Consider the following 24,357-nt stretch of genomic DNA (forward strand, 5'->3'; position numbering starts at 1 on the left):
TGCTGCCGGCCAAAGGTGTGGCCGGGCCTTTGTCAGCTTTGACCAAGAATACTGGCTACCTGACTGCCATCTTGTCGGTGGCCGGCCGAAAGCGTCCCCCTCGGGAACGAGAGGAAAAACCCGCAGTCCAATAGTAGTTTTAAATTTGTTGCATTTATTTCAGCTGATGGTTTTAGGCTTGGGAGCTTTTTTATGAGTAATCCTGCCGGTATTTTTGTCCGTTTCCTGACGACCCTTCTTCTTTTCTGTGTCAGTGGGCTGACTGCAGCCGCTGAGCCGGGAGCCTCCTATGAAGCGCCGTTGCCGGTACAGTTATCGACCGATCCGGATCTCTGCGCCTATGTGCCGTGCAAGGACGTCATGCCGGGCGCGGACAGCTTCTCCCATCGCATGGGCAAGCCCGCTTACGTGGAGGCCTATCGCAACAAGAAAGACGGCCACGGTGAACAAAAAGGCCGCGCCGAGAAGGACCGCCAAAGCGGTAGCGACGACGACAAGGAAGCCGGCCACGGCAAACAAAAGGGCCGCCCCGAGAAAGGCGGCCAAAGCAACGACGATCGCGAACTGATCGGTTACGTATTCCTGTCCACCGACATCGTGGACATCCCCGCCTACTCGGGCAAGCCGGTGGTGACCCTGATCGGTATGGATACCCAGGGCATCGTCACCGGCGTCCGGGTTCTGCGACACTCCGAACCGATCCTGCTGCTGGGAATTCCGGAGGCGGAACTCACCAAGTTCGTCTTCCAGTACGTCGGCAAATTTGTGGGCTCCAAAATCGAAGTGGGTGCGGGTACGGGGCAAGGGACGATCGGCCTGGATGCCATCACCGGGGCCACGGTGACCGTGATTGCGGAAAACCAGGTCGTCCTGCGCAGCGGTCTGGCGGTCGCACGGCAGGTGGGCATCATCGAGCCCACCATTCGCCCCCAGGCGAAATTCAGCAAGATGGAGAACAAACTGGACTGGGATGCACTGGTCAAGAATGGCAGCATCCAGAGGCTCAAGATCGAAACCACAGAGGTCGGGATGCCACGCTCAGCCCAGCCCTACATCGATATTTATTTTGGCTATCTCAATGCACCTGCAGTGGGGCGTAGCGTACTCGGTGATTCCGTCTATCGAAGCCTGATGTCTCGGCTCAAGCCCGACGAGCATGCCATCTTCCTCATCGCCAACGGGGTGGAATCGTTCAAGGGCTCGGGCTTCGTGCGCGGCGGCATCTATGACCGGGTGCAGGTGGCGCAGGACATGGACACCACCACCTTCCGCGATCTGGATTATCTCAACCTGTATGGGATCGAGGCAGCCGGTGCGCCCTCCTATCGGGAGTCGGCCATCTTCATCATCCGCTCACCGACCTTCAGCGCGGCCTACCCCTGGAATCTGGTGTTTTTGGCCAACAAAATGGACCGCCAGACCGGTGCCAAGACCTTTGTCAACTTTGGCCGCGAGTACTGGCTGCCCAGCAGTTATCTCGTGGGCGGGCGCCCAAAAATAGAAAAGCCGGAAGCGACCTGGGTGACGGTGTGGAAATCACGCAAGGTCGAGATTGTGCTGTTTCTACTCTGGCTGGCTGCCTCGGCAACGGTCTATGCGCTGCGCGACAAGCTGGTTCGGCGCTCAACGATGAAAGACACGCGCTGGAAGGACACCCCTAGATATCTGCTGTGGATTACGTCGATCGGCTTCGTCGGCATCTACCTGCTGGCCGTGCCTTCCATCACGCAGGTGCTGACCTGGTTCCACGCCATCCTGTTCGAATGGCGCTGGGAACTGTTCCTGTCCGATCCATTCATCTTCCTGTTCTGGATATTCATCATCGTCAGCGTGTTCTTCTGGGGACGCGGCATGTTCTGCGGCTGGATGTGTCCCTATGGCTCGCTTGCGGAGCTGACCTACCATGTGGCCGGCAAATTGGGGCTGAAACGTTTCCAGCGCCACCTGCTGCCACAGCGCTGGCATGATCGCTTGAAATGGCTCAAATACGGCATCTTTGCCGGTTTGCTCGCGGTGTCCTTCTATTCCATGGGGATGGCCGAGAAACTCTCCGAGATCGAACCGTTCAAGACCACCTTCCTGGTCGGCGCGTGGAACCGTACCTGGCCCTTCTTCACCTTCTGGGCGGTCCTGATGGTCGCCTCGGTCTTTTTCGAGCGCCCGTTCTGCAAATATCTGTGTCCGCTCGGCGCAGCCCTGGCAGTCCCTTCCACCTTCCGCTGGTGGGGCCTCAAGCGCAAGAAGGAATGCGGCCCCTGCGCTGCGTGCGCAGTCGGCTGCGGCTCCCAGGCCATCGACGAGGCCGGCCGCATCGACCAGCGCGAATGCTTGCTGTGCCTGGACTGCCAGATATTGTATTACGACGATCATGCCTGCCCGCCGCTGGTCAAGGAACGCAAGCGCCGCACCAAGGCCGGCGAGCCGCTGACCGCGATCGCTTCGGACGGCTATTTCATTCCCATCGTGCCAGCCGCCGCAGCCCCCGTTGCCGCCGCACGGCAAAGCCTGCCCGCCTTCATCGGACAGGAACTCTTCGATCACCTGTTCCCCTGGAGCCGCAAGGCATTGCAGCAACCGCGCCTGTTGCAGGCGATCAGCCTCGCCCTGGCTGTTCTGGTGACCTGGGTCTGGGTGCTCGGTGCGGCCGGCAGTATCGGCCCCGGCATCGTGCTGGGCTGGTGGCTGGCCTGGAGCGTATATGAACTGGTGGTACGCATGCGCTGCAAACCGTACGTCAAGGAAGGTCCATGGTGGGGACGCAATTTGCGCCCGGCATCCTGGGCCGACATGGCCTCCTACGTGGCGTTCAAGAACCTGTTGATTGCCATCACCCTGTTCCTGCTGATGAAAGGCACCGGGGTGCTGGATTTCATGCAACAACTGCCGTCGCTGCAATGGCTTTACTAGAGGCTCGTCGGACTTTCTTCTTCCTGCCTCCCCTGCTTGGTACCCTGGCCTGCCTGCTGGTCGCCGGCGCCGGGTTGGCAGGCGAACTTACGGTACAGCCGGGAGAATCCATCGCCGCTGCCATTGCGCGGGCCGCGCCTGGCGACGTGGTCAGGGTGGAAAAAGGCTATTACCGGGAGCGGCTGCTGATCGACAAGCCCATAACCCTGAAGGGGATCGATCGGCCAACAATTAGTGGCGGATTAAAAGGCGATACCATCCGGATCACCGCCGAGGACGTCATCATCGAGGGGCTGATCGTGCGCGATTCAGGCGATGAACTGATCGACAAGAATGCTGGTATTTTCATCAAACCCGGGGCACATCGCGCAGCGGTGCGCAACTGCGACCTGACCTACAATCTGTTCGGAATCTATATCGAGACGGTCAAAAAAGTCGAGATCCGCAACAATGTCATCACCGGCAAGCGCGACTACAAATCGCCCCGGCGCGGCAATGGCATCCAGCTCTATAACTCCGAAGAAGCACAGATCATCGGCAACAATATCAGCTTCGTGCGCGACGGCATCTACGTGGATGTGTCGCACCACGCGGTATTCCGCAACAACCGCATCCACAACGTCCGCTACGGCACCCACTACATGAATTCCCATTACAACGTGTGGGAAGGCAATGACTCGTATCACAACCGCGGTGGCCTCGCGCTGATGATGACCCGTCATCAAGTAGTCCGCAACAACCGCGCATGGGGCAATTCCGACCACGGCATCATGCTGCGCACCATCCAGGACTCGGTCATCGAGGGCAATATCGTCGCCGGCAATGCTCGCGGGTTCTTCATCTACGATGCCGAGTACAACATCCTGCGTAACAACCTCGTGATGGACAACAGCGTGGGCGTGCACCTGTGGGCAGGCTCCTATCGCAACAAGGCCGAAGGCAACGACTTCATCTCGAACCGCACCCAGATCAAATACGTGGCCAGCCGGGACGAGATATGGCCCGGCAACTACTGGAGCAACTATGTGGGATGGGATCGCAACGGCGACGGCGTTGGCGACGTGCAGTACGAAGCCAACGACATGGTGGATCGCCTGTCCTGGCGCCACCCGATGATGAAGCTGCTGCTTGCCAGCCCGGCGGTGCAGACGCTGCGACTGGTGAGCCAGCAGTTCCCGCTGCTGCGCGCGCCGAGCATTGTCGATCCCACCCCCCGGATGAAACCGCACCACACTGACTGGAGCCAATGGAGTGGCCGCTATTTCCACCATGCAAACTGAAACGGATACTGCGCTGATCGTCGCGCGCGGGGTGCACAAGCACTATGGGCCGATTCGCGCAGTCGACGGCGTCGACCTCGACATACGCCCCGGTGAGCTGTTCGGCCTCATCGGCCACAACGGCGCCGGCAAGAGCACGATGTTCAAGATGATGCTCGGCCTGACGCCCCCCACCGCGGGCGATATCCGCATCGACGGCGCGCGCGTCGGCGGCGGCGACTTCCGTGCCGTCCGGCGCTCCGTAGGCTACCTTCCGGAAAACGTCGTGCTCTATGACAACCTTACCGGCCTCGAGACCTTGCATTTCTTCTCGCGCCTGAAAGGCGTGTCGGCGGCAGAAAACAACCGGGTGCTCGAGCGCGTAGGCCTTGCGCATGCGGCCAAACGGCGGGTACGCGAATACTCCAAGGGCATGCGGCAGCGTCTCGGCTTTGCCCAGGCGCTGCTCGGCAAGCCGCGCTTCCTGTTCCTCGACGAGCCCACCACCGGCCTCGACCCGGAAGCGATCCGCGGCTTTTATGCCACCCTCCGCCAACTCAGAAGTGAAGGCGTGACAATGGTGATCACCTCCCACATCCTCGCCGAAATTCAGGAGCGGGTAGACCGCCTGGCCATCATGACCGCCGGCAAGATACAGGCCTGCGGCACGGTGCAGGCCTTGCGCGAACAGATGGCCCTGCCGCTGCGGATCGATATCCGGATTGACGCCGAACACCTCGATGCGGTGCGCGCGATGCTCGACCAACTGCCGGTGAGCGCCATCGAAGCCCATGCCGGTCACATTACCGTGCAGTGCCGACGCGAAGCCAAGATGGCGGTAATCGAAGCGCTTGTGCGGGATGGCCGGATGCGTGACCTGACGGTGCGGGAACCCTCGCTCGAAGACGTTTTTTTCGGTTTTTCGGATTAAGGGGCGGCAATGGAAATCGCACAAATCGCCACCATCGCCAGCAAGGAATTCTGGGACCGCATCCGCAATCGCTGGGTGCTGGCCGTGGCACTGGTTTTCACCGCTTTCGCGCTGACCATCGCCTATTTCGGCGCTGCGCAGCAGGGTTCCATCGGCCTTCGTTCCATCGACGTCACCATCGCCAGCCTGGTCAGCCTGGTCATCTATCTGATCCCGCTGATCGCGCTTATTCTGGGCTTCGATGCGATCGTCGGCGAGCGTGAACGCGGCTCCCTCGACCTCCTGCTGTCGATGCCGATCACGCGCCTGGAATTGATTCTCGGAAAATTCTTCGGACTCGCGGCCGCGCTGACCTTCTCCACCGTGGCCGGCTTTGGCCTGGTTGCGGTCATGCTGTCGACACAGATCGATTTCAATGGGCTGATCCATTACTTCGGCTTCATGCTCAGCTCGGTGCTGCTGGGCTGCGCCTTCCTGAGCCTGGCGGTCATGCTGTCGGTGTTTGCAGCCGACCGTGCACGGGCATCGGGACTCGCAATCGCCATGTGGTTTTTCTTCGTGCTGGTGTTCGACCTGCTGCTGCTCGGTGCGCTGGTCGTGACCGGCGGCCAGTGGGGAGGCGAGATTTTCCCCTACCTGCTGCTGGCGAATCCCGCCGACGTGTTCCGCATACTCAACATCTTTACCCTGGCCGACGTCCGCACCATGTACGGACTGGTGACCGTTTTCCCCCCGGTGCTGGCCGATCCCTGGCTGCTCGGGATGGTGATGATCGCCTGGATTGTGGCGCCGCTGGGCATTGCAACCTGGAGATTCCGTCAATGAAACCTTTACGCCTTGTGCTCGTTTATTCCACCCTGGCCGTGATCGCACTTGCGGCCTGCGGGAAGCCGGATACTGTGGACACAATCATCCCGCTGGAGATCGGCCCCGGCACGTCCTGCAGCCTGGACGGCATGCTGCTCGCCGACTACCCCGGCCCCAAGGCGCAGATCCACTACGCCGGGCAGGAAGAGCCCGATTTCTTCTGCGACACGGTGGAAATGTTCAACATTTATCTCAACCCCGAGCAGGTCAGGGTCGTGCGCGGCCTGCTGGTACAGGATATGGGCAAGGCCGACTGGGAGGTGCCGCGCGACCACTGGATCGATGCGAAAACCGCATACTACGTCCACGGCAGCAAGCGGCATGGCTCGATGGGCCCCACGATTGCCAGTTTTGCGCAGGAGAGCGACGCAGTGAAATTCGTCGCCGAATACGGCGGCAAGATCTATCGCTTCAGCGACATCACGCCCGACATGGTGGTGCTGGACGGTAATGCGCAACACGACAGCAGCATGTAAGCGTCATGACAAATTTCTTTGAGAACCTTGAGCCCGACGTGGCAGCAGAATTCGAACTGTTGTCGCGGTTGGTCTATGATCTGCGCGAAAATCGCATTGCCGTCCTCGAGCCCTATGGTGTGGAGGACGAGGCGGCGCTGCTGCAAAACATCCAGTCCGGCACGGTGGCCGAGCACCCTGCCTATGAACATTACCTGGCTGCCCGGATACTCGCCGACACTCGCGAAACGGCCCGTACCGTGCTCGCCGAACGCCTCAAGGACGCCGCACGTATATGAGCCTGCACCTTGAACTCGGTTTGGCGATCGAAGCGTCCTTCGAGGGAGACTTCGCTTTCCCCGTCGAACAGAAGCAGGACGCCATGATCGTCCACCTGAAGAATGGCGTGACGCTGGAAGTCCGCTATGCCGCAGCCGATGCCTATTCGCTGCGCTGGGCCTATGGCGATGCCCAATCCGGCATCGACACCGCGCCCCTGCACCACGGGCTTGAGACCTTCCCCAACCATTTCCACGATGCGGGGGGGCGTATCGTTGCAGACCCGATCACTCGCCCCGATGCCCTTCCGCAAGACAATCTGCAAAAACTGATCCGTACCCTGATTGCTGACCCGATGTTCGGAATTGGAGGCGTCAGCTGATGCGACTGCCAGGGAAACGCCTATCCCTGGGGATAGCCGTACTCGCGATAGCCGTTGCTGCCGCTGCCGTCGTGCTGCTGTCCCATGACGAGCGGGCGGTCACGGACCCCGACCTGGTCACGAACGAGCTTTGCATCGTTGCACCGGCAACGCCCTACGATCCGGCTTCAGGCCTGGCGATGTTTGCACCGCGGCCGATACCCGTCGCTGCGCGCTGCCCGGTATGCGGCATGTATCCCGCCCGCTTTCCGCGCTGGGCGGCGCAAAGCATTTTCAGGGATGGTGCTGCCCACTACTTCGACTCGCCGATCGACCTGTTCGTTTTCCTGCAAAAGGTCGATCGCTACGACATCCGCTACGCCCTGAACGAAGTTGCCATCAGCTTTGTCACCGACTTTGACACCGGGCAATGGATCGAGGCCCAGGATGCCTTCTTCGTCCACGGCTCCAGCGCCTTCGGCCCGATGCGGGATGCCGACCTGCCCGCCTTTGCCAGCCGCGAAGCGGCAGACGCCCTGACCCGCAGCCGCGGCGGCAGGGTGCTGGCATTTACGGAAGTAACCCCCGAACTGATCCAGTCGCTGAACCGCAGCGTGCACCATCGCCACTGACGCCTGCCGCCAGTCGCACTCATAAACCTGAAAACCCCACCACAGAGATATGCCCTGCAGGGACGGCATCCCTTGGGACACGGAGGCACGGAGAACGGCAGGAAATCAATGGGTTGCCGATCAACCTTCACGCATGGTGCGTACTGACACATGCAAGATGTTGTTTTTCCTCTGTGCTCTCTGTGCCTCTGTGGTTCAACTGCGGTTTCAGGGATAAAAAAAGCGGGGGAGATCTGCATCTCCCCCGCTTTTCATTGACCAGACTGCGGTCGTTGGCGCCTGGCGCTTATTTCGACAGCCCAACCATGTAGTCGACTCCCGCCTTGACTTCGTCGTCGGTCAGTGCGGTGTTTCCGCCGCGCGCAGGCATCGTGCCTTTTGCACCCGTAAATCCTTCCATCGCATGCTTGTAGAGCAGATCATTGCCCTGCGCAATACGCGGTCCCCAGTCAGCCGTGTTGCCGGGCTTCGGTGCCCCGGCAACACCCGCCGCATGACACAACGCGCAGGTCTTGTTGAATATGCTTTTGCCTAGAACATTCTCAGCCACAACGGGCGCCGGAGCCGGTGCGGCCGCCTCGGGTGCAGGTGCTTCCGGAGCTGCACCCTCCTCCTTACCGCAAGCGCTCAACAAAACCGCAAGCGAAACAGCCAGAACGAGTGATGTCTTCTTCATTTAAATCTCCATGTTTTGTCAGCACCGGTTTAAAAATCCCGAACCGATGCAACGGGCTGCCATTATGGCGTGGAATGATTTCGATCAAAATCGGAAATACGGTGGATCGGCCGTGGCCAAGTCGAAATGATAGCACCCCGCCCCCGCATATCGAAATGAATAAGAGATCAGCATCCGGATATCCAATCCACTATGCCATCCCGCGCGCACTGCCATGAACGATTCCACCCTTGCTGCTTCGGGAATGAGGCGCGTTGCATGGGCTGGAATTTTACGTATTTTCATCTACGTTCATAAGCGTATGCATCGACCAGAATTCCGGATAAGCGAGTTCTTGATCGATCCCGGTAAAGGACGCACATGGCGGCCCAGACCCAGCGGCAGTTTTTCAGTACCTGGCATGAGCGCCGGCATTCAGTGTGCGTTGCTGCCAGAGCGCCGTTCTCCGCTATCGGCATTAAAAAACCGATTCGGCGGTCGCTGTCCCAATCCACTCCGCCCATCTGCCCCTGAATCCTGCGACTAAAAGGAGCAACAATGAGTCACTTCCTCGACCGACTGACCTTTTTCAGGAAGACCATCTCCGAGTTTTCCGATGGCCACGGTGCCGTCAGCAACGAAGACCGCAGCTGGGAGAATGCCTACCGCAACCGCTGGCAGCATGACAAGGTGGTGCGTTCCACTCATGGGGTGAACTGCACCGGATCGTGCAGCTGGAAGATCTATGTCAAGAACGGCCTGATCACGTGGGAGATCCAACAGACCGATTACCCACGCACCCGCCCCGACCTGCCCAACCACGAGCCACGCGGTTGCCCGCGTGGTGCCAGTTACTCCTGGTACGTGTATTCGGCACAGCGCGTTAAATATCCGCTGATTCGCGGCCGTCTGATGGAAATGTGGCGCGAGGCGAGGAAGACGATGGACCCGGTTGAAGCGTGGAAATCGATCAGCCAGAATCCCGAGAAGGCCAAACGCTATAAATCGGTGCGCGGCCTGGGGGGATTCGTGCGCGCCAGGTGGGACGAGGTGACGGAAATGATCGCCGCCGCCAACGTCTTCACCATCAAGGAATTCGGCCCCGATCGTGTCGCCGGCTTCTCGCCGATCCCTGCCATGTCGATGGTGAGCTACGCCGCAGGCTCGCGCTATCTGTCGCTGATCGGCGGCACCTCCCTATCCTTCTATGATTGGTACTGCGATCTGCCGCCGTCGTCGCCGCAGGTGTGGGGCGAGCAGACCGACGTGCCGGAATCGGCCGACTGGTACAACTCGACCTATCTGATGGTGTGGGGCTCCAACGTGCCACAGACCCGCACCCCGGACGCTCACTTCTACACCGAGGTGCGCTACAAGGGCACCAAGACAGTGGCGGTGTCGTCCGATTTCGGCGAGATGGTCAAATTCGGCGACATCTGGCTGGCGCCCAAACAAGGCACCGATGCCGCGCTGGCACTGGCGATGGGCCACGTCATCCTGTCCGAATTCCACGTCAGGAACCGCAGCGAATATTTCGATTCCTACTGCCGCCAGTACAACGACATGCCGATGCTGGTGATGTTGAAGGAACACGAAGGCACGCTGATCGCCGACCGTTACCTGCGCGCCTCCGACCTTTCCGGCAAGCTTGGCCAGGACAACAACCCCGAGTGGAAGACGGTGCTGGTTGACGAAAACACCGGTTATCTGGTGGCCCCCAACGGCTCGATCGGCTTCCGCTGGGGCCAGTCCGGCGCGTGGAACCTGGAAATGCGCGACAGTTATTCGAGCAAGGACGTGAAGCCGAAATTGACCCTGCTCGGCAGCCACGACGAAGTCGTCGAGGTGGCGCTTCCCTACTTCGGCGGCGACGACCACAATGAGCTGCTGACACGCAACCTGCCGGTCAAGGTCATCTCGGTGGAGGGGCGCGACGTGCGCATCGCCACCGTCTACGACCTGACGCTGGCCAATTACGGCGTCGACCGCGGCCTCGGCGGACCGAACCTGCCCACCAGCTACGACGACGACGTACCCTACACCCCGGCCTGGGCCGAGAAGCACTGCGGTGTGCCGCGCGCCGACATCATCACGGTGGCGCGCGAGTTCGCCGACAACGCCGACAAGACCCATGGCAAGTCCATGGTCATCCTCGGCGCGGGGCTCAACCACTGGTATCACAACGACATGATCTACCGCGGCATCATCAACATGCTGATGATGTGCGGCTGTATCGGCCAGTCGGGCGGCGGCTGGGCGCACTACGTGGGGCAGGAAAAACTGCGCCCGCAGACCGGCTGGACGCCGCTGGCATTCGCTCTGGACTGGTTCCGGCCGCCGCGGCAGATGAATGGGACGTCGTACTTCTACGCCCACACCAGTCAGTGGCGTCACGAAAAACTGATGGCCTCGGAGATCCTGTCTCCCACCGCAGACAAGAGCAAGGGCGATTACCGGCTGATCGACTTCAACGTGCGTGCCGAGCGTATGGGCTGGCTGCCCTCCGCTCCGCAGCTGGAGACCAATCCGCTGGAGATCACCCGCGCGGCCGACGCCGCCGGCATCGACCCGGTCAAGTACGCGGTCGAGCAGATCAAGAGCGGTGCGCTCAAGTTCTCCTGCGAGGACCCGGACAATCCGAAGAACTTCCCGCGCAATCTGTTTGTATGGCGCTCCAACCTGCTGGGCTCCTCGGGCAAGGGCCACGAGTATTTTCTCAAGTACCTGCTCGGCACCCAGAATGCGGTGCTGGGGCCCGATCTCGGTGAACTGGACGAAGCCAGGCCGAAGGAAGTGGTGTGGCACGACAAGGGCGCCGAAGGCAAGCTGGACCTGCTGGTGACGCTCGACTTCCGCATGTCGACCACCTGCCTGTATTCCGACATCGTGCTGCCGTCGGCCACCTGGTACGAGAAGGACGACCTCAACACCTCGGATATGCACCCCTTCATCCATCCCCTGAGCGAGGCGGTGCAGCCGCTGTGGGAATCGAAGTCGGACTGGGAGGCCTACAAGACCATCTCGAAGAAATTTTCCGAGCTCGCGGCCACGCACCTCGGCACGCAGAATGACCTGGTCCTGACACCCTTGACGCACGATACGCCGTCCGAACTCGGGCAGAGCCTCGGCGTACGCGACTGGAAGAAAGGCGAAGTCGATCCCATTCCAGGCAAGACCATGCCGGGCATGACGGTGGTGACGCGCGACTACGGCGACACCTACAGGAAATTCACCTCCCTTGGCCCTCTGATGACCCAGGTCGGCAATGGCGGCAAGGGCATTGCCTGGAACACCGAAGACGAAGTGCGGCAGCTCGCCGAGCTGAACTACACCGTCACCGAAGAGGGTGTCGCCAAGGGTCTGCCACGGATCGAATCGGCCATCGACGCCTGCGAAGTGATCCTCATGCTGGCGCCGGAAACCAACGGCCAGGTGGCGGTGAAGGCGTGGGAGGCGCTGTCGAAGATCACCGGACGCGACCACACCCATCTGGCCATTCCGCGCGAGGATGACAAGATCCGTTTCCGCGACATCCAGGCACAGCCGCGCAAGATCATTTCCTCGCCCACCTGGTCGGGGCTTGAGTCGGAGCACGTGTCGTACAACGCCGGCTATACCAACGTCCATGAACTGATCCCATGGCGCACGCTGACCGGCCGCCAGCAGTTCTACCTGGATCACCAATGGATGCTGGATTTTGGCGAGGGCCTGTGCGTGTACAAGCCGCCGGTCGATACCAAAACGATTGCACCGTTGCTGGGCAAGAAGCCGAACGGCCACCACGAGCTGGTGCTCAACTGGATCACCCCGCACCAGAAGTGGGGCATCCACAGCACCTACACCGACAACCTGCGCATGCTCACGCTGTCGCGCGGCGGCCCCCACGTCTGGGTATCCGAGCCGGAGGCGAAGCAAGCCGGCCTCGTCGACAACGACTGGGTCGAGGTGTTCAACGTCAACGGCACGCTGACGGCGCGCGTGGTGGTCAGCCAGCGGGTGCCGCGCGGCATGTGCCTGATGTATCACGCCCAGGAAAAAATCGTCAACGTGCCGGGCGCTGAGGTGAGCGGCTTCCGCGGCGGCATCCACAACTCGGTGACGCGCACCATCACCAAGCCGACGCACATGATCGGCGGCTACGCGCAGCTGGCATATGGCTTCAACTATTACGGCACGGTCGGCTCCAACCGCGACGAATACGTGATCGTGCGCAAGATGGAAAAGGTCGACTGGATGGAAGGACCGCTGGTCGAACATGGATGAAAACCATTCACCACAGAGACACAGAGGCACGGAGAACCCCCTTAAGCCTTTTTGCTTTTCTCTGTGACTCTGTGCCTCTGTGGTGAAACGCTTTTAAGGTTTAAAGGAGTCGGAACATGAAAGTGCGCGCGCAAATTGCCATGGTGCTGAACCTCGACAAGTGCATCGGTTGCCACACCTGCTCGGTCACCTGCAAGAACGTGTGGACCGCGCGCGAGGGCATGGAATACGTGTGGTTCAACAACGTCGAGTCGAAGCCCGGAATCGGCTATCCCAAACAGTGGGAAAACCAGGACGTATGGAACGGCGGCTGGAAACTCAAGGGCGACGGCAAGCTGGAGCCACGCCAGGGAAGCCGCCTGAAGATTCTCGCCAACGTTTTCGGTAACCCCAACCTGCCGGAAATCGACGACTACTACGAGCCTTTCACCTTCGACTACCAGCATCTGCAAAAGGCACCGCTGTCGGAGACACCGCCCACGGCGCGCCCGATCTCCGCCATCACCGGCAAGAAGATGGACAAGATCCACTGGGGCCCCAACTGGGAGGACGACCTCGGCGGAGAGTTTTCCTCACGCGGACGAGACAAGAACTTCGACAACGTGCAGAAGGAAATGCACTCGACCTTCGAGAATACCTTTCTGATGTATCTGCCGCGCCTGTGCGAGCATTGTCTCAACCCGACCTGCGTGGCCTCCTGCCCCTCCGGCTCGATCTACAAGCGCGAGGAGGACGGCATCGTGCTGGTCGACCAGGACAAGTGCCGCGGCTGGCGCATGTGCATCTCGGGCTGCCCCTACAAAAAGATCTACTACAACTGGAAGAGCGGCAAGGCCGAGAAGTGCATCTTCTGCTACCCGCGCATCGAAGCGGGCCAGCCGACCGTGTGCTCGGAGTCCTGCGTCGGGCGCATCCGCTACCTCGGCGTGATCCTGTACGACGCCGACCGCATCGAGGAAGCCGCCAGCGTGGCCGATGAGAAGGAGCTCTACGAAGCGCAGCTGAAGATATTCCTCGACCCTTCCGACCCGTCCGTCATCGCCGCCGCGCGCGCCGAAGGCATCGCCGAGGCCTGGCTCGACGCGGCGGTGCAGTCGCCAATCTACAAGATGGCGATCGACTGGAAGATCGCCTTCCCGCTGCATCCGGAATACCGCACGCTGCCGATGGTGTGGTACGTGCCGCCACTCTCTCCGATCCAGTCCGCCGCCGAATCGGGCCAGATGGGCATGAACGGCATCATTCCCGACACGAAGTCGCTGCGCATCCCGATCGCCTATCTCGCCAACCTGCTGACCGGCGGCAAGGAAAAACCGATCGTCGTTGCGCTGGACCGCCTGCTGGCGATGCGCGCCTACATGCGCGGCAAATCGGTGGAAGGCAAGCCCAATACTGCCGCGCTCGATCAGGTGGGGCTCTCCTCGGCGCAGGCCGACGAAATGTACCGCTATCTGGCGATTGCCGACTATGAGGACCGGTTCGTCATCCCGACCGTCCACCGCGAAGAGACGATCAACACCTTCGAGGAAAAGTCGAGCTGCGGCTTCACCTTCGGCAACGGCTGCTCCGACGGCGTATCGCCCAAGACCAGCCTGTTCGGCAACCGGAAAAATTCGGTTCCGGTCGACCTCTCGCAGCTGCATGCCAGGAAGAAGACGGGGTAAGAACATGACTCACAATTTCCGAACCGTCATTGCGAGCAACGCGAAGCAATCCAGAATGCCAGCGGCATTGACGGCCTGGATTACCACGTCGCGTCACGCTCCGCAATGACGACTGGTACAGTCCGTTAATACAGGAAACCACACGATGAAAACCTTCAAAATCCTGTCTCTGCTGCTGATGTACCCCGAGTCCGACTGGCTGGCGGCGCTACCCGAGCTGGAAGACGCGCTGGTGGACGAGGCAGGTTTCAACGGCGATGCATGTTCCCGACTGGCGCCGCTGTTAAAGCAGTTACGTGAATCCGGGCTGATTGCGCTACAGGAAAACTACGTCGCCACCTTCGACCGCAACCCCTCGCATTCGCTGCACCTGTTCGAGCACATCCACGGCGAATCGCGCGACCGCGGCTCCGCGATGACCGATCTGCTGAACGAATACTGGAAGCACGACTTCGACGCCAGCGCCACGGAACTGCCGGATTACGTGCCGCTGTTCCTCGAATTCCTCTCGCTGCTGCCGCCGGAAGAAGCCCTGGTCCTGCTGGGCGACGCCGTCCACGTGCTCGCCGCCATCGGCCGCAAGCTCGATGCCAGCGGCAGCCCTTATGCCACCGCGTTCCAGTTGCTGGAAGCGCTGTCGCCGGTGGAAGCGCAGGCGCTGGCCGAGCCGCCGGTGCGCGATATGGACGAGGCAATGGAAATGTTCGGCCCGTCGATCGACGGCATCGAGCCTTTAATGAATCCCACCTCGCAGGTCGCGGTGGTACAGATGCCTGTCTCGCACCGTCAGGTGGCCACGTCCCGGTCCCATTGATTAAAACCGTTTAACCACAGAGGTACAGAGACACAGGGGAAAAGCACAGTATTACGACACACCGCCTGTTTGATCTTCTCGTGTCTCTGTGGTGAAAACCCTGGTTATAAGGAGTATCGGAAAATGACCTACTCGCAAACTTTCCTGTTCGGGATCTATCCCTACATCGCCCTGACGATATTCCTGCTGGGTAGCCTGATCCGCTTCGACCGCGAGCAGTACACGTGGAAGAGCGATTCGTCGCAGCTGCTCAAGCGCGGCCAGCTGCGGCTGGGCAGCAACCTGTTCCACATCGGGGTGCTGTTCCTGTTCTTCGGCCATTTCTTCGGCATGCTGACGCCGCATTACGTCTACGAGCCCTTCATGAGTTCCGGCGCCAAGCAGATTCTCGCCATGGTCTCGGGCGGCATCGCGGGCGTGCTCGCCCTCATCGGCATCTCGCTCCTGCTGCATCGCCGGCTGACCGAGCCGCGCATCCGCGCCACCTCGAAGCCAAGCGACATCCTGATCCTGCTGCTGCTGTGGCTGCAACTGCTGCTCGGCCTCGCGACCATTCCGCTGTCGGCACAGCATCTGGACGGCAGCATGATGATGCTGCTGGCCGGATGGGCGCAGCACATCGTCACCTTTCGCGGCAACGCAGTCGAACTGCTGGCAGGTGCGGGCTGGGTGTTCAAGACCCACCTGTTCCTCGGCATGACGATCTTCCTCATTTTCCCGTTCACGCGCCTGGTGCATGTCTGGAGCGGCTTTGCCGCAACCACCTACCTGGTTCGCGCCTGGCAGCTGGTGCGCCCGCGCGGCTAACCCTAATCGATCGAGGAGACTGAAATGACGCATGTTGTCATCCTGGGGGCCGGCATCGCAGGCGTACCCACGGCCTATGCGCTGAAAGCCAGGCTGGGGCCGCACGACGAAGTGACCGTGGTGTCGGACAAACCCTACTTCCACTTCGTTCCGTCCAATCCGTGGGTCGCCATGGGCTGGCGCGAGCGCGCCGACATCGCTTTCCCCATTGCCCCCTATCTGGAATCGCGCGGCATCAAGTTCATCCACAGCGGGGTCAAGCGCATCCAGCCCGAAGTCAGGCAGATCGATCTGGAAAATGGCGACGGGCTGTTCTACGACATCCTGCTGATCGCCACCGGCGTCGTCGGCATGCGTGACGACATCCCCGGCCTCGCCGAATACACCCATTCGGTGATACACATCGACGAGGCCGAGCGCGCCTTGGCGGCGTATCGCGAATTCGTGCGCCATCCCGGCCCCATCGTGGTGGGCGCGGCGCCAGGCGCCAGCGTGCTGGGACCGCTCTATGAATATGCTTTCCTGGTCGACGCCGACCTCAAGCGACGCAACATCCGCGAGCGGGTGCCGATCACCCTGGTGACCCCGGAGCCCTGGCCCGGCCACCTCGGGCTGGGCAGCGAAGACACCAGCCGCGGCGCACTGGCCGCGGCGCTGACCGACAACAAGATCAGCGTGATCTGCAACGCACGCACGCTGCGCATCGATCAGGACATCATCCACGTGGTCGAACTCGATGCTGCCGGCAACGAAAAACAGACCCACACCCTGCCCTATGCCTATTCGGTTTACTGGCCGGTCTTTGGCGGCGTGCCGGGCATACGCAGTGCTACCGGACTGGTCGATGAGCACGGGCTGGTACAGGTGGATGAATACCTGCGTAATCCGAACTATCCCAATGTGTTCGCGCTTGGTACCTGTGCAGCACAACCGGCTGTAACAAAAACGCCCGTACCGGTGGGCGCGCCCGACTCGGCGTACTCGATCCAGAAGGCTGGCGAGATCGTGGTGCAGAACATCCTCGCCCAACTCGGCGATGCGCCGCTGGCGAGCCACGTGCCACAGCGCGTCAAATGGCTGAGCGACATGGGCAACACGGGTGCGGCCTACCTGTCGGAGCCACAGGTGCCGCTGCGCAACATCAACTGGATGCGCCAGGGGCGCTGGGTGCACCAGGCCAAGGTCGATTTCGAAAGGTACTTCATCAACAAGATCCGGCTCCAGCCTGAGCCTGCGGGCCAGGCGTCTTCGGCTGCCTCAAGTATTGCCGATGTGATGGGCCGGTTACTGGGCGAAAGGCAGGGCGGCGAGCAGATGCCCCCACCCACAGCATCCGGTAGCGGCCAGCCGATGGAAATCTGGTTGCCGCAAGATCCCTGGATCGAACTGCGGGCCCTCGCCAAATCGGTCGGCCACGATCCCGACGCGCTGGCGGCCGAATTACTGGCTGCTGCGGTATCCGATGCCAAATCGTACCTGAGCGAACCCGGCGTCGAGGCCATGACGCACGCACGTCGCGAGCTGCTGGTGGAGGCCTTGCCGGAGCGGCAACCGGGCGTCCAATTCAGCGGAGGGGGAACTTAACGAGGGTTTTCCGCCTCTTGCAGGCTTGATTGCGACGGCAGAACATGTAAACATACATGCTAAATAAATCATTAAGTGACCACTGGAAAAGGAGTTAAGGCCATGGTGAGCGATATGCCCGAGCGCGATACTGAAGGTTATCTGATCGAGCCGGCAGACTGGAACGAGAACGTGGCCAAAGCCCTGGCCGAGAGCGAGAACATCCAGCTCACCGACGACCATTGGGATGTCGTCCATTTCATGCGCGACTTCTACGAGGAGAACCAGATCGCCGCCGACGCGCGTTACGTCATCAAGCACCTGGCCGAACGCGTGGGCAAGGATGCACAGAAGAAGCTGTCCCAACTGTTTCCCTATGGCTATGTGCAGCAGGCCTGCAAGATTGCAGGAATGAGACGGCCCCGTGCCTGGAGCACGGGCTGATTGCCGGACCAGAAAAATCCACCATTTCACGCTGTCGATCCGCTAAACGCACGCACCGGCATTTCGTCCGGTGCGCCAGTGCCCTTCATGGGGCAAGTATCGATACGCCTCACTATTATTGATCCCAACCGCACCCCATGGCCAAGCTGCCCATCGAAGATCTGCAGAAGCGCCCGCCGTCCGCCGGCTGGGCACCTTTCGCCCTCGGCTTCCGGCCATTTTTCCTGGCGGCCGGCCTCTATGCCGTGCTCTTGATGGTACTGTGGCTGCTTGTATTGGACGGCGTCATGACTCCGGGCGAAATGCTGCCGCTGGTCTGGCACGGTCATGAAATGGTGTTTGGCTTCGCCGTATCGGTGATCGCCGGCTTCCTGCTCGCTGCGGCGCAGAACTGGACCGGCATCCGCACACTCTCGGGGCGACCGCTGGCCGCGCTGTTCCTGTTGTGGTTTGCGGGACGACTGTGTTTCCTGATTCCAGGCCTGCCGGCCGGACTGGTCGCACTGGTCGACCTGGCGTTTCTGCCGGTGTTGACGGTTACGCTGGCATGGCCGATCCTGCGGGCGAAACAGCTGCACAACTATCCATTTCCCATCCTGCTGCTGGCGCTGACCGCAGCCAATGCACTGGTACATACCGATGCCCTGCACTGGACCTCGGGCACGGCAAAGCCCGGGCTGCTCATGGCTGTCTACGTAGTGGCGATGATAATCACGGTGATGGGCGGGCGAGTGATCCCCAGCTTCACCGACAACAAGCTGCACACCCGTGCGCGGCGCTGGAAAACCATCGAATGGCTGGTGCCGGTCGCCACCCCGACGGCGCTGATTGCCGCGCTGATCGCGCCGGTTTCTCCTGTCACGGCCCTGCTCGCCGCCGTGGCGGCGGCGGTCCATGCCATCCGCGTGGCGGGCTGGTATACCTCGAAGCTCTGGTCGGTGCCGCTGCTGTGGATCCTGCATCTGGGCTATGCGTGGATCCCGATCGGCTTCGCCTTGCTGGCGCTGACGGCGGCAGGATGGGGCGCCGCTGCCGGCAGCGCGCTGCACGCCTTCACTGCGGGCGCCATCGGTGTCCTGACCCTGGGCATGATGGCGCGCGTGTCGCTCGGCCACACCGGTCGCCAGCTGGAACCACCGTCGGTCATGACACTGGCTTTCGTGGCGATCAACCTCGCCGCACTGGCTCGCGTCGCGCTGCCACTGCTTTTCCCGGCCGCCTACACGCAGGGCATGGTCGTGGCCGGGTTGATATGGATCGCCGCATTCGGCCTGTTCGCCTGGATGTATACGCCGATGCTGTTGCGTCCGCGCATCGACGGTAAACCCGGCTGAGACCGTCGGGCCCGCGCATTGACGCGTACGGCCAAACCGGTGCGGGCTCTGGCCTGTTCTGCCGCTCCCGACTGTTATCCATGAATCGCATTGCGCACTGGTTCGTCCTCTGTCTGCTGTCGTCGCCCGTGCTGGCCGCCTCGCCAGCCGGCGTGGTAGCGGTCTCGCAACCCGCCGCCGCCGCCGCTGGTGCGCGCATCCTTGCGCAGGGCGGCAACGCTATCGATGCCGCCGCAGCGGTGCAGTTTGCGTTGAACGTCGTTGAGCCGCAATCGTCCGGCATCGGTGGTGGCGGCTTCATGCTGGTTCACCTGGCCCGGACCGGCGAAACATTCTTTGTCGATTCGCGCGAACGCGCCCCGGCACATGCCCGTGCCGATATGTTTGCGCCCGACGGCCTGCCGATGCGTTTCCCGCTGGCCTCGACCAGCGGTCTCGCCGTGGGCGTGCCGGGCACGCTCCTGGGCATCGACACCGCATTGCGCCGCTGGGGAACGATGAAACTGGCCGATACGCTGGCCCCCGCGATCGAACTCGCCGGGCACGGCTTTCGCGTCAACCGCTTCCTCGCGGAGGATATCGCGAACGATGACGGCCGCACGCAGATCCAGCCGGAAACCGCCGCGACCTTCCGTCCTGGCGGCGTGCCGCTGGCCGAAGGCGACTGGCTGGTGCAGCCCGACCTGGCGAAGACCCTGAAGCTGATTGCGGCCAGGGGACCGGATGCCTTCTATCGCGGTCCGATCGCGCGCGCCATCGTCAGGGCGCAGCAGCGCGAGCGCAGCGAACTCGGTGACGCAGGCAAGGGCCGCATGACTCTGGCCGATCTGGCGCGATATAAAGTCGCGATCCGCGCGCCGTTGATCGGCCGCTATCGCGGCTGGACGCTTGCCGGCATGCCGCCGCCCTCCTCCGGCGGCCTCACCCTTTTTGAAATCCTGAAGCTGCTCGAACGCTTTCCACTCGGTGACGCCTCGCAGGGTTATGGCTTTGGCAGTCCCAGGACCCTGCATGTGATGGTCGAGGCGATGCGCCTGGCCTTTGCCGACCGTGCGGTGTGGATCGGTGACGACGATGCTGCGGCGATGCCGCAGCGTGCCCTGCTGAATCCCGACTACCTTGCGACGCGTTCCGCCCTGATCCGGCCCGACCGCCGCATGGACACGCCGCAGGCAGGTGACATCGCGCTCCAGGACGATTCTGCCGCCATGCGGCCGAAGCTACCCCGTACACGCGAAGAAAGCCTCCATACCACCCACTTCGCCATCGTCGATCGCTGGGGCAACATGGTGAGTGCCACCACTACCATCGAATACACCTGGGGTTCCGGCATCACCGTGCCCGGCTATGGCTTCCTTCTCAACAATGAATTGACCGATTTCAATTTCCTGCCTGTCGCCGACCCCGCCACCGGCAATCCTGGTGCCAACGACGTCGCGCCGTTCAAGCGTCCGCGTTCCAGCATGGCGCCGCTGCTGCTGAAAGACGGCAAACCCGTCGCCGCATACGGCTCGCCCGGCGGCGCCACCATCATCAACTCGATGCTCAATGTCACGCTCAACCTCATCGATCACGGCATGCCCCTGCAGCAGGCCATCGCCGCGCCACGCCTGTCGGTGACCCATGCAGCGGGGCGGGTGAGTTGCGAAGGCGGTGCCGCGTTCATGCAGCCGCATTTCAGCGTCGCCGCCCAGGATGCCTTGCGCAGCCTGGGACATATCGGCCTGGACGAAGCGGGGACGGATAGCTGCCGGGAAACAATCGGATCGGTGCAGGCTGTCGCCATCGACCTCACAACGGGCACCCATCACGGTGCCGCCGACCCGCGCCGCGAAGGCACGGTCATTCAGATCAAGCCGGCGAAATCCTTGCCGAAACCCAGGCCCCATTAATCCGGCTCTCAAACCGGAGCGTCGCGCAGGCAAGCGCCAAGGCCATGGGTTCCGGGAGCACGTGTCAGGGCCGAGCGCAACGGTCAGCGCAAGGGGCACGACGAATGGGGAAATGGGCGTCATGAGAACAGCTGAACAATCAGCGGGGAAATGGCTTACCCTATTAGCTTTCACAAACCAGCAAAAGAGATGTCATATGGCCAAACCTAATTATTCGTTTGCGAAGCGTCAGCGAGACCTCGCCAAGAAACAGAAAAAGGAAGAGAAGCTACGGCGCAAGGCCGGTGCAGGCGAGTCCCAGCCCCAGGATGACCAGCCCCAGGACGATCAGCTGCAAGGGGGTGAGCCGTTGCCAACCGGCAACGAGGAACCGGCCACCTGACCTGCCGAGTCCTCATGGCATCGTTCGATGATACTCACACGTGCACCCGACTTGCCCATGCGGCGGACGGTTCAACGAGCTTGGTTGCCATTTTGTCGCGACGTGTCGTGGCCGGCGCGAAGCGGCACAGCTGTAGTGGCGCCAGGATGACGGCATGAACATCCAGGTAAAGCGTGTCTATGAAGCACCGTCCTCCGCGGACGGCATGCGGATTTTGATTGACCGGCTGTGGCCGCGCGGGCTCACCAAGGAAAAGGCCCACGTCGATCTGTGGCTGAAGGAGCTTGCGCCCAGCACCGCACTGCGCAAGTGGTTCGATCACGATCCGGCAAAGTGGGAAGCGTTCCAGCAGCGCTACGCGCAGGAGTTGCGCCAGCAGCCAGTGGCGCTGGAACGTTTGACCGGGCTGATCGGTAGCGGACCCGCGACCTTGTTGTTCGGGTCGAAGGAAGAACGTTTCAACGATGCCGTAGCCCTGAAAGCGTTCATGCTGGCTCGGGACGAATAATCACTAGCCATTCCACTAGTGTTGCGAACCGGAAATGGCGGAACAAATGAAACAGACGGGTTTTTTCGCCAGGCCAGGCGCAGACCCGCCGCCGTATGGCGGTATACGGCAAGGGGCTGCAACGACGCATGGCGGAAAAAGACGCTGTTTCATGTTTCGTTATTTCCGGTTCGTGGCACTTGGTTGCCAAAAGACGGCAACCAAGTGGCTGGTTATACCGGATGGCCCGCGCACTGGTCATGCAGTTCATCGCCGGCTACGAATGTCCCCCCGCCACGATCACGCTGGCCGTCCAGCAACGGGCCTGTTCCGACATTTCAGGTACCCATTGTTCGCTTGTCCTGCCGATCGCCTGCTCTTCGTCGGTGGGGATGACCCAGGCCGAAATGCTGCTGTGCGGCATGCTGATGCGGGGACCATGGCGACGGTTGGCGGCCTCGTCCAGCGTCAGGCCGAGCCAGCTGCCGGGCCGGCGGCGGCAGCATGTGGTGGAAGGCGGTATCGAAGCAGGCGACCTGCGGCAAGCCCGGGCGCAGCCGGGCCAGTGCGCGGATGCCCGCCAGGTTGTGGGGCTGGTGCAGGGCTCAGCGGAATCAGACTTTCCAGCTTCGAGAGAACGTGTTCATCGATCCGCACCGGATGGATGTAGTCGGTGCCGCCATGCACCACGCGATGCCCGGCGGCGTGGAATGCCTGGCCGCAGTGGCGGGCTTCCAGCCAGTCCAATACCTGATTTAGCGCCTGTTCGTGGTTTGCCGCGGTAACGGCGTGGTCGATCAGGCCTCCGGCGTCGGGCGCGTGAAACACCTGGAAGCGCCCATTGCGGTGCGATACTCCGCTTGCAGGTCGTCCACCGGGCCGGCCTGATAGATGGCGAATTTGAGGCTGGAAGAGCCGGCGTTGAGAATCAGCAGGGCGGGGTGCATATCGGCTCGGGAAATAAAATCGTTCACCACAGAGGCACAGAGTCACAGAGAAAAATTGTGCGTACAGGACTTTTCCTTTTTCTCAACTCTGTGCCTCTGTGTCTCTGTGGTGAACCGCTTTTGCGGGAGAAAATCCCCTTCTACTCGGAATACCCGCCGCCGTTACGATAGCCCTCGCGCGCGTAATACCGGACATCTCCCAGCGGAAGCACGACCAGCCCGCCTTCGGTGACATGATAGCCGGCTGCGCGGTCTTGCTCGTGGTCGTAGCCGATCCGGGCGCCGGGCGCGATCTTGTTATGCCGGTCGATGATCGCATGCCGCAGCCTGGCGCCGGCGCCGATGTGCACATAGTCCATGATCACGCAGTCCTCGATCACGGCCCCCGGTTCGACCACCACTTCGCGCCGCAGCAGCGAATTGCGGATAGTCGCGTCGCTGACGATGGTCGCCGCGCCCAGCAGCACGTTGTCGAGCGCGCCGCGTATCACCCGCGCGGTCGGGCCCTGGTAATGGCTGGAATAGATCGGCCATTGCGGGTTGAAAGCGTCGAAGCACGGCTCGACGCCAAGCACGTCCATGTGCGCCTCGAAATAGGTGTCCAGGGTACCCACATCGCGCCAATAGCACGCCTCCTCATAAGGCTTGGTGCCGGGCACCACGTTGGTTGAAAAGTCGTAGGCAAACACCCGATGGGTCTGCGACAGGCGCGGCAGCACATGGTGGCCGAAATCCGTCTCGCCGCGCTGGTGTGCCTCCTCCAGTGCGGACCTCAGCAGATCCGCGTTGAACAGATAATTTCCCATCGATGCGTAGGCGCGCTGCGGATCGTTCGGCATCGGCTTCGCCTGCGCGGGCTTTTCCTGGAATCCCTGGATTTTTCCCGCCGCATCGGTTTTGATGATGCCGAAGCTGGAAGCCTGGTCGAGCGGCACCGGCAGCGCGGCCACCGTGACGTCCGCCTCGTTCTCGCTATGGAAACGTACCATCTGCCGCACATCCATGCGATAAATATGGTCCGCGCCGAACACCGCCACCAGATCCGGGCGATGCATGTTCATCAGATTCAGGCTTTGATACACCGCGTCTGCCGTGCCGCCGAACTGCATATGTTCCTGCGTCATCTGCGGCGGCACCACTGTCACGAACTGCTCGGAGAACAGCGCGGAGACCGTCCACGCCTTGCGGATATGTTCGATGAGCGACTGCGGTTTGTATTGCACCAGCAAGTAGATTGAACGAATATCGGAGTTTGCCAGATTACTCAACACGAAATCGACGATGCGGTAGCGGCTGCCAAACGGCACCGCCGGTTTGCAGCGGTCTGCCGTCAGGGGCCGCAGGCGTGAGCCCTCGCCCCCCGCCATCACAAACGCCATCACCTTTTCGCGCCCCCGTCTTTCAAGCATCGCGG

Annotated in this window: 23 protein-coding genes and 1 pseudogene; 18 read left to right on the forward strand and 6 right to left on the reverse strand. The window is 61.5% G+C overall.

Features of this window, described 5'->3' with window-relative positions; translation table 11 throughout:
* Nucleotides 1–192 precede the first annotated feature (192 nt).
* Genes ACZ41T_RS02075 through ACZ41T_RS02110 form a run of 8 tightly spaced genes read left to right on the forward strand, consistent with a single transcriptional unit; the run spans nt 193 to nt 7,691 of the window.
* On the forward strand, nt 193–2,907 hold the full coding sequence (locus tag ACZ41T_RS02075; protein WP_464922826.1) for a 4Fe-4S binding protein: 2,715 nt from the start codon (nt 193–195) through the stop codon (nt 2,905–2,907).
* On the forward strand, nt 2,895–4,187 hold the full coding sequence (locus ACZ41T_RS02080) for a nitrous oxide reductase family maturation protein NosD (protein WP_464922827.1): 1,293 nt from the start codon (nt 2,895–2,897) through the stop codon (nt 4,185–4,187). The genes ACZ41T_RS02075 and ACZ41T_RS02080 overlap by 13 nt, the downstream gene beginning before the upstream one ends.
* On the forward strand, nt 4,177–5,097 hold the full coding sequence (locus tag ACZ41T_RS02085) for an ABC transporter ATP-binding protein (RefSeq protein WP_464922828.1): 921 nt from the start codon (nt 4,177–4,179) through the stop codon (nt 5,095–5,097). The genes ACZ41T_RS02080 and ACZ41T_RS02085 overlap by 11 nt, the downstream gene beginning before the upstream one ends.
* Nucleotides 5,098–5,106: 9 nt before the next feature.
* On the forward strand, nt 5,107–5,922 hold the full coding sequence (locus ACZ41T_RS02090) for an ABC transporter permease (RefSeq protein ID WP_464922829.1): 816 nt from the start codon (nt 5,107–5,109) through the stop codon (nt 5,920–5,922).
* Nucleotides 5,919–6,440, forward strand: a complete 522-nt coding sequence (locus ACZ41T_RS02095) for a nitrous oxide reductase accessory protein NosL (protein WP_464922830.1) — start codon at nt 5,919–5,921, stop codon at nt 6,438–6,440. Before ACZ41T_RS02090 ends, ACZ41T_RS02095 begins: the two co-directional genes overlap by 4 nt.
* A gap of 5 nt (nt 6,441–6,445) precedes the next feature.
* Nucleotides 6,446–6,718, forward strand: a complete 273-nt coding sequence (locus tag ACZ41T_RS02100) for a hypothetical protein (protein WP_464922831.1) — start codon at nt 6,446–6,448, stop codon at nt 6,716–6,718.
* Nucleotides 6,715–7,080, forward strand: a complete 366-nt coding sequence (locus tag ACZ41T_RS02105; RefSeq protein WP_464922832.1) for a toxin-antitoxin system TumE family protein — start codon at nt 6,715–6,717, stop codon at nt 7,078–7,080. Before ACZ41T_RS02100 ends, ACZ41T_RS02105 begins: the two co-directional genes overlap by 4 nt.
* Nucleotides 7,080–7,691, forward strand: coding sequence for a nitrous oxide reductase accessory protein NosL (locus ACZ41T_RS02110; protein WP_464922833.1), 612 nt, complete (start codon nt 7,080–7,082; stop codon nt 7,689–7,691). The genes ACZ41T_RS02105 and ACZ41T_RS02110 overlap by 1 nt, the downstream gene beginning before the upstream one ends.
* Nucleotides 7,692–7,977: 286 nt before the next feature.
* Here the strand turns inward: ACZ41T_RS02110 and ACZ41T_RS02115 are convergent, their stop codons facing one another.
* Both ACZ41T_RS02115 and ACZ41T_RS02120 read right to left on the reverse strand, forming a co-directional pair.
* On the reverse strand, nt 7,978–8,367 hold the full coding sequence (locus tag ACZ41T_RS02115) for a c-type cytochrome (RefSeq protein WP_464922834.1): 390 nt from the start codon (nt 8,365–8,367) through the stop codon (nt 7,978–7,980).
* An 84-nt stretch (nt 8,368–8,451) separates the two neighbouring features.
* Complete coding sequence (locus ACZ41T_RS02120) at nt 8,452–8,652, reverse strand: hypothetical protein (RefSeq protein WP_464922835.1); 201 nt, start codon at nt 8,650–8,652, stop codon at nt 8,452–8,454.
* Between the two features lie 252 nt (nt 8,653–8,904).
* Here ACZ41T_RS02120 and ACZ41T_RS02125 point away from each other — a divergent pair, with 252 nt between their 5' ends.
* From ACZ41T_RS02125 to ACZ41T_RS02170, 10 genes are all read left to right on the forward strand, one after another.
* Nucleotides 8,905–12,609, forward strand: a complete 3,705-nt coding sequence (locus ACZ41T_RS02125; protein ID WP_464922836.1) for a nitrate reductase subunit alpha — start codon at nt 8,905–8,907, stop codon at nt 12,607–12,609.
* A gap of 116 nt (nt 12,610–12,725) precedes the next feature.
* The gene (gene narH, locus ACZ41T_RS02130) at nt 12,726–14,273 is read left to right on the forward strand and encodes a nitrate reductase subunit beta (RefSeq protein ID WP_464922837.1); all 1,548 of its coding nucleotides are present in this window, start codon (nt 12,726–12,728) and stop codon (nt 14,271–14,273) included.
* Between the two features lie 145 nt (nt 14,274–14,418).
* Entirely contained in the window at nt 14,419–15,087 is a 669-nt protein-coding gene (narJ, locus tag ACZ41T_RS02135) for a nitrate reductase molybdenum cofactor assembly chaperone (protein ID WP_464922838.1), read from the forward strand.
* A 123-nt stretch (nt 15,088–15,210) separates the two neighbouring features.
* Complete coding sequence (narI, locus tag ACZ41T_RS02140; RefSeq protein WP_464922839.1) at nt 15,211–15,894, forward strand: respiratory nitrate reductase subunit gamma; 684 nt, start codon at nt 15,211–15,213, stop codon at nt 15,892–15,894.
* 24 nt (nt 15,895–15,918) lie between these two features.
* Complete coding sequence (locus ACZ41T_RS02145) at nt 15,919–17,478, forward strand: NAD(P)/FAD-dependent oxidoreductase (RefSeq protein WP_464922840.1); 1,560 nt, start codon at nt 15,919–15,921, stop codon at nt 17,476–17,478.
* A gap of 102 nt (nt 17,479–17,580) precedes the next feature.
* The gene (locus ACZ41T_RS02150) at nt 17,581–17,901 is read left to right on the forward strand and encodes a TusE/DsrC/DsvC family sulfur relay protein (RefSeq protein ID WP_464922841.1); all 321 of its coding nucleotides are present in this window, start codon (nt 17,581–17,583) and stop codon (nt 17,899–17,901) included.
* 137 nt (nt 17,902–18,038) lie between these two features.
* Nucleotides 18,039–19,235: an NnrS family protein gene (locus tag ACZ41T_RS02155; RefSeq protein ID WP_464922842.1), complete on the forward strand. Its 1,197-nt coding sequence runs from the start codon at nt 18,039–18,041 to the stop codon at nt 19,233–19,235.
* An 80-nt stretch (nt 19,236–19,315) separates the two neighbouring features.
* Entirely contained in the window at nt 19,316–21,127 is a 1,812-nt protein-coding gene (gene ggt / locus ACZ41T_RS02160) for a gamma-glutamyltransferase (protein ID WP_464922843.1), read from the forward strand.
* 196 nt (nt 21,128–21,323) lie between these two features.
* Nucleotides 21,324–21,509, forward strand: coding sequence for a hypothetical protein (locus ACZ41T_RS02165; protein WP_464922844.1), 186 nt, complete (start codon nt 21,324–21,326; stop codon nt 21,507–21,509).
* 154 nt (nt 21,510–21,663) lie between these two features.
* Nucleotides 21,664–22,017 carry a DUF488 domain-containing protein gene (locus tag ACZ41T_RS02170; RefSeq protein WP_464922845.1) on the forward strand — a complete coding sequence of 118 codons (354 nt, stop codon included), beginning with the start codon at nt 21,664–21,666 and terminating at the stop codon, nt 22,015–22,017.
* Between the two features lie 256 nt (nt 22,018–22,273).
* Here ACZ41T_RS02170 and ACZ41T_RS02175 read toward each other — a convergent pair whose 3' ends face one another.
* The 4 genes and pseudogenes from ACZ41T_RS02175 to ACZ41T_RS02190 all read right to left on the reverse strand — a co-directional run bounded on the left by ACZ41T_RS02175 (nt 22,274) and on the right by ACZ41T_RS02190 (nt 24,352).
* Entirely contained in the window at nt 22,274–22,420 is a 147-nt protein-coding gene (locus ACZ41T_RS02175; protein WP_464924029.1) for a hypothetical protein, read from the reverse strand.
* A 112-nt stretch (nt 22,421–22,532) separates the two neighbouring features.
* Nucleotides 22,533–22,824, reverse strand: a pseudogene (locus tag ACZ41T_RS02180) (acetate/propionate family kinase); the annotation flags it as partial.
* Nucleotides 22,794–22,943, reverse strand: a complete 150-nt coding sequence (locus ACZ41T_RS02185; protein WP_464922846.1) for a hypothetical protein — start codon at nt 22,941–22,943, stop codon at nt 22,794–22,796. The gene ACZ41T_RS02185 and the pseudogene ACZ41T_RS02180, both read right to left, overlap by 31 nt.
* 140 nt (nt 22,944–23,083) lie before the next feature.
* Nucleotides 23,084–24,352, reverse strand: a complete 1,269-nt coding sequence (locus ACZ41T_RS02190) for a glucose-1-phosphate adenylyltransferase (protein ID WP_464922847.1) — start codon at nt 24,350–24,352, stop codon at nt 23,084–23,086.
* Nucleotides 24,353–24,357 lie beyond the last annotated feature (5 nt).

This window comes from Thiobacillus thiophilus (genome assembly GCF_055378705.1).

Coding starts and splice junctions, on each gene's coding strand:
- ACZ41T_RS02110 (WP_464922833.1), top strand. CDS start 7,080: ATGCGACTGCCAGGGAAACGCCTATCCCTGGGGATAGCCGTACTCGCG.
- ACZ41T_RS02105 (WP_464922832.1), top strand. CDS start 6,715: ATGAGCCTGCACCTTGAACTCGGTTTGGCGATCGAAGCGTCCTTCGAG.
- ACZ41T_RS02100 (WP_464922831.1), top strand. CDS start 6,446: ATGACAAATTTCTTTGAGAACCTTGAGCCCGACGTGGCAGCAGAATTC.
- ACZ41T_RS02080 (WP_464922827.1), top strand. CDS start 2,895: ATGGCTTTACTAGAGGCTCGTCGGACTTTCTTCTTCCTGCCTCCCCTG.
- ACZ41T_RS02185 (WP_464922846.1), bottom strand. CDS start 22,943: ATGCACCCCGCCCTGCTGATTCTCAACGCCGGCTCTTCCAGCCTCAAA.
- ggt (WP_464922843.1), top strand. CDS start 19,316: ATGAATCGCATTGCGCACTGGTTCGTCCTCTGTCTGCTGTCGTCGCCC.
- ACZ41T_RS02155 (WP_464922842.1), top strand. CDS start 18,039: ATGGCCAAGCTGCCCATCGAAGATCTGCAGAAGCGCCCGCCGTCCGCC.
- ACZ41T_RS02115 (WP_464922834.1), bottom strand. CDS start 8,367: ATGAAGAAGACATCACTCGTTCTGGCTGTTTCGCTTGCGGTTTTGTTG.
- ACZ41T_RS02150 (WP_464922841.1), top strand. CDS start 17,581: ATGGTGAGCGATATGCCCGAGCGCGATACTGAAGGTTATCTGATCGAG.
- ACZ41T_RS02145 (WP_464922840.1), top strand. CDS start 15,919: ATGACGCATGTTGTCATCCTGGGGGCCGGCATCGCAGGCGTACCCACG.
- ACZ41T_RS02170 (WP_464922845.1), top strand. CDS start 21,664: ATGAACATCCAGGTAAAGCGTGTCTATGAAGCACCGTCCTCCGCGGAC.
- ACZ41T_RS02095 (WP_464922830.1), top strand. CDS start 5,919: ATGAAACCTTTACGCCTTGTGCTCGTTTATTCCACCCTGGCCGTGATC.
- ACZ41T_RS02085 (WP_464922828.1), top strand. CDS start 4,177: ATGCAAACTGAAACGGATACTGCGCTGATCGTCGCGCGCGGGGTGCAC.
- narI (WP_464922839.1), top strand. CDS start 15,211: ATGACCTACTCGCAAACTTTCCTGTTCGGGATCTATCCCTACATCGCC.
- ACZ41T_RS02120 (WP_464922835.1), bottom strand. CDS start 8,652: ATGAAAATACGTAAAATTCCAGCCCATGCAACGCGCCTCATTCCCGAA.
- ACZ41T_RS02075 (WP_464922826.1), top strand. CDS start 193: ATGAGTAATCCTGCCGGTATTTTTGTCCGTTTCCTGACGACCCTTCTT.
- narH (WP_464922837.1), top strand. CDS start 12,726: ATGAAAGTGCGCGCGCAAATTGCCATGGTGCTGAACCTCGACAAGTGC.
- narJ (WP_464922838.1), top strand. CDS start 14,419: ATGAAAACCTTCAAAATCCTGTCTCTGCTGCTGATGTACCCCGAGTCC.
- ACZ41T_RS02190 (WP_464922847.1), bottom strand. CDS start 24,352: ATGCTTGAAAGACGGGGGCGCGAAAAGGTGATGGCGTTTGTGATGGCG.
- ACZ41T_RS02125 (WP_464922836.1), top strand. CDS start 8,905: ATGAGTCACTTCCTCGACCGACTGACCTTTTTCAGGAAGACCATCTCC.
- ACZ41T_RS02175 (WP_464924029.1), bottom strand. CDS start 22,420: ATGCCGCACAGCAGCATTTCGGCCTGGGTCATCCCCACCGACGAAGAG.
- ACZ41T_RS02090 (WP_464922829.1), top strand. CDS start 5,107: ATGGAAATCGCACAAATCGCCACCATCGCCAGCAAGGAATTCTGGGAC.
- ACZ41T_RS02165 (WP_464922844.1), top strand. CDS start 21,324: ATGGCCAAACCTAATTATTCGTTTGCGAAGCGTCAGCGAGACCTCGCC.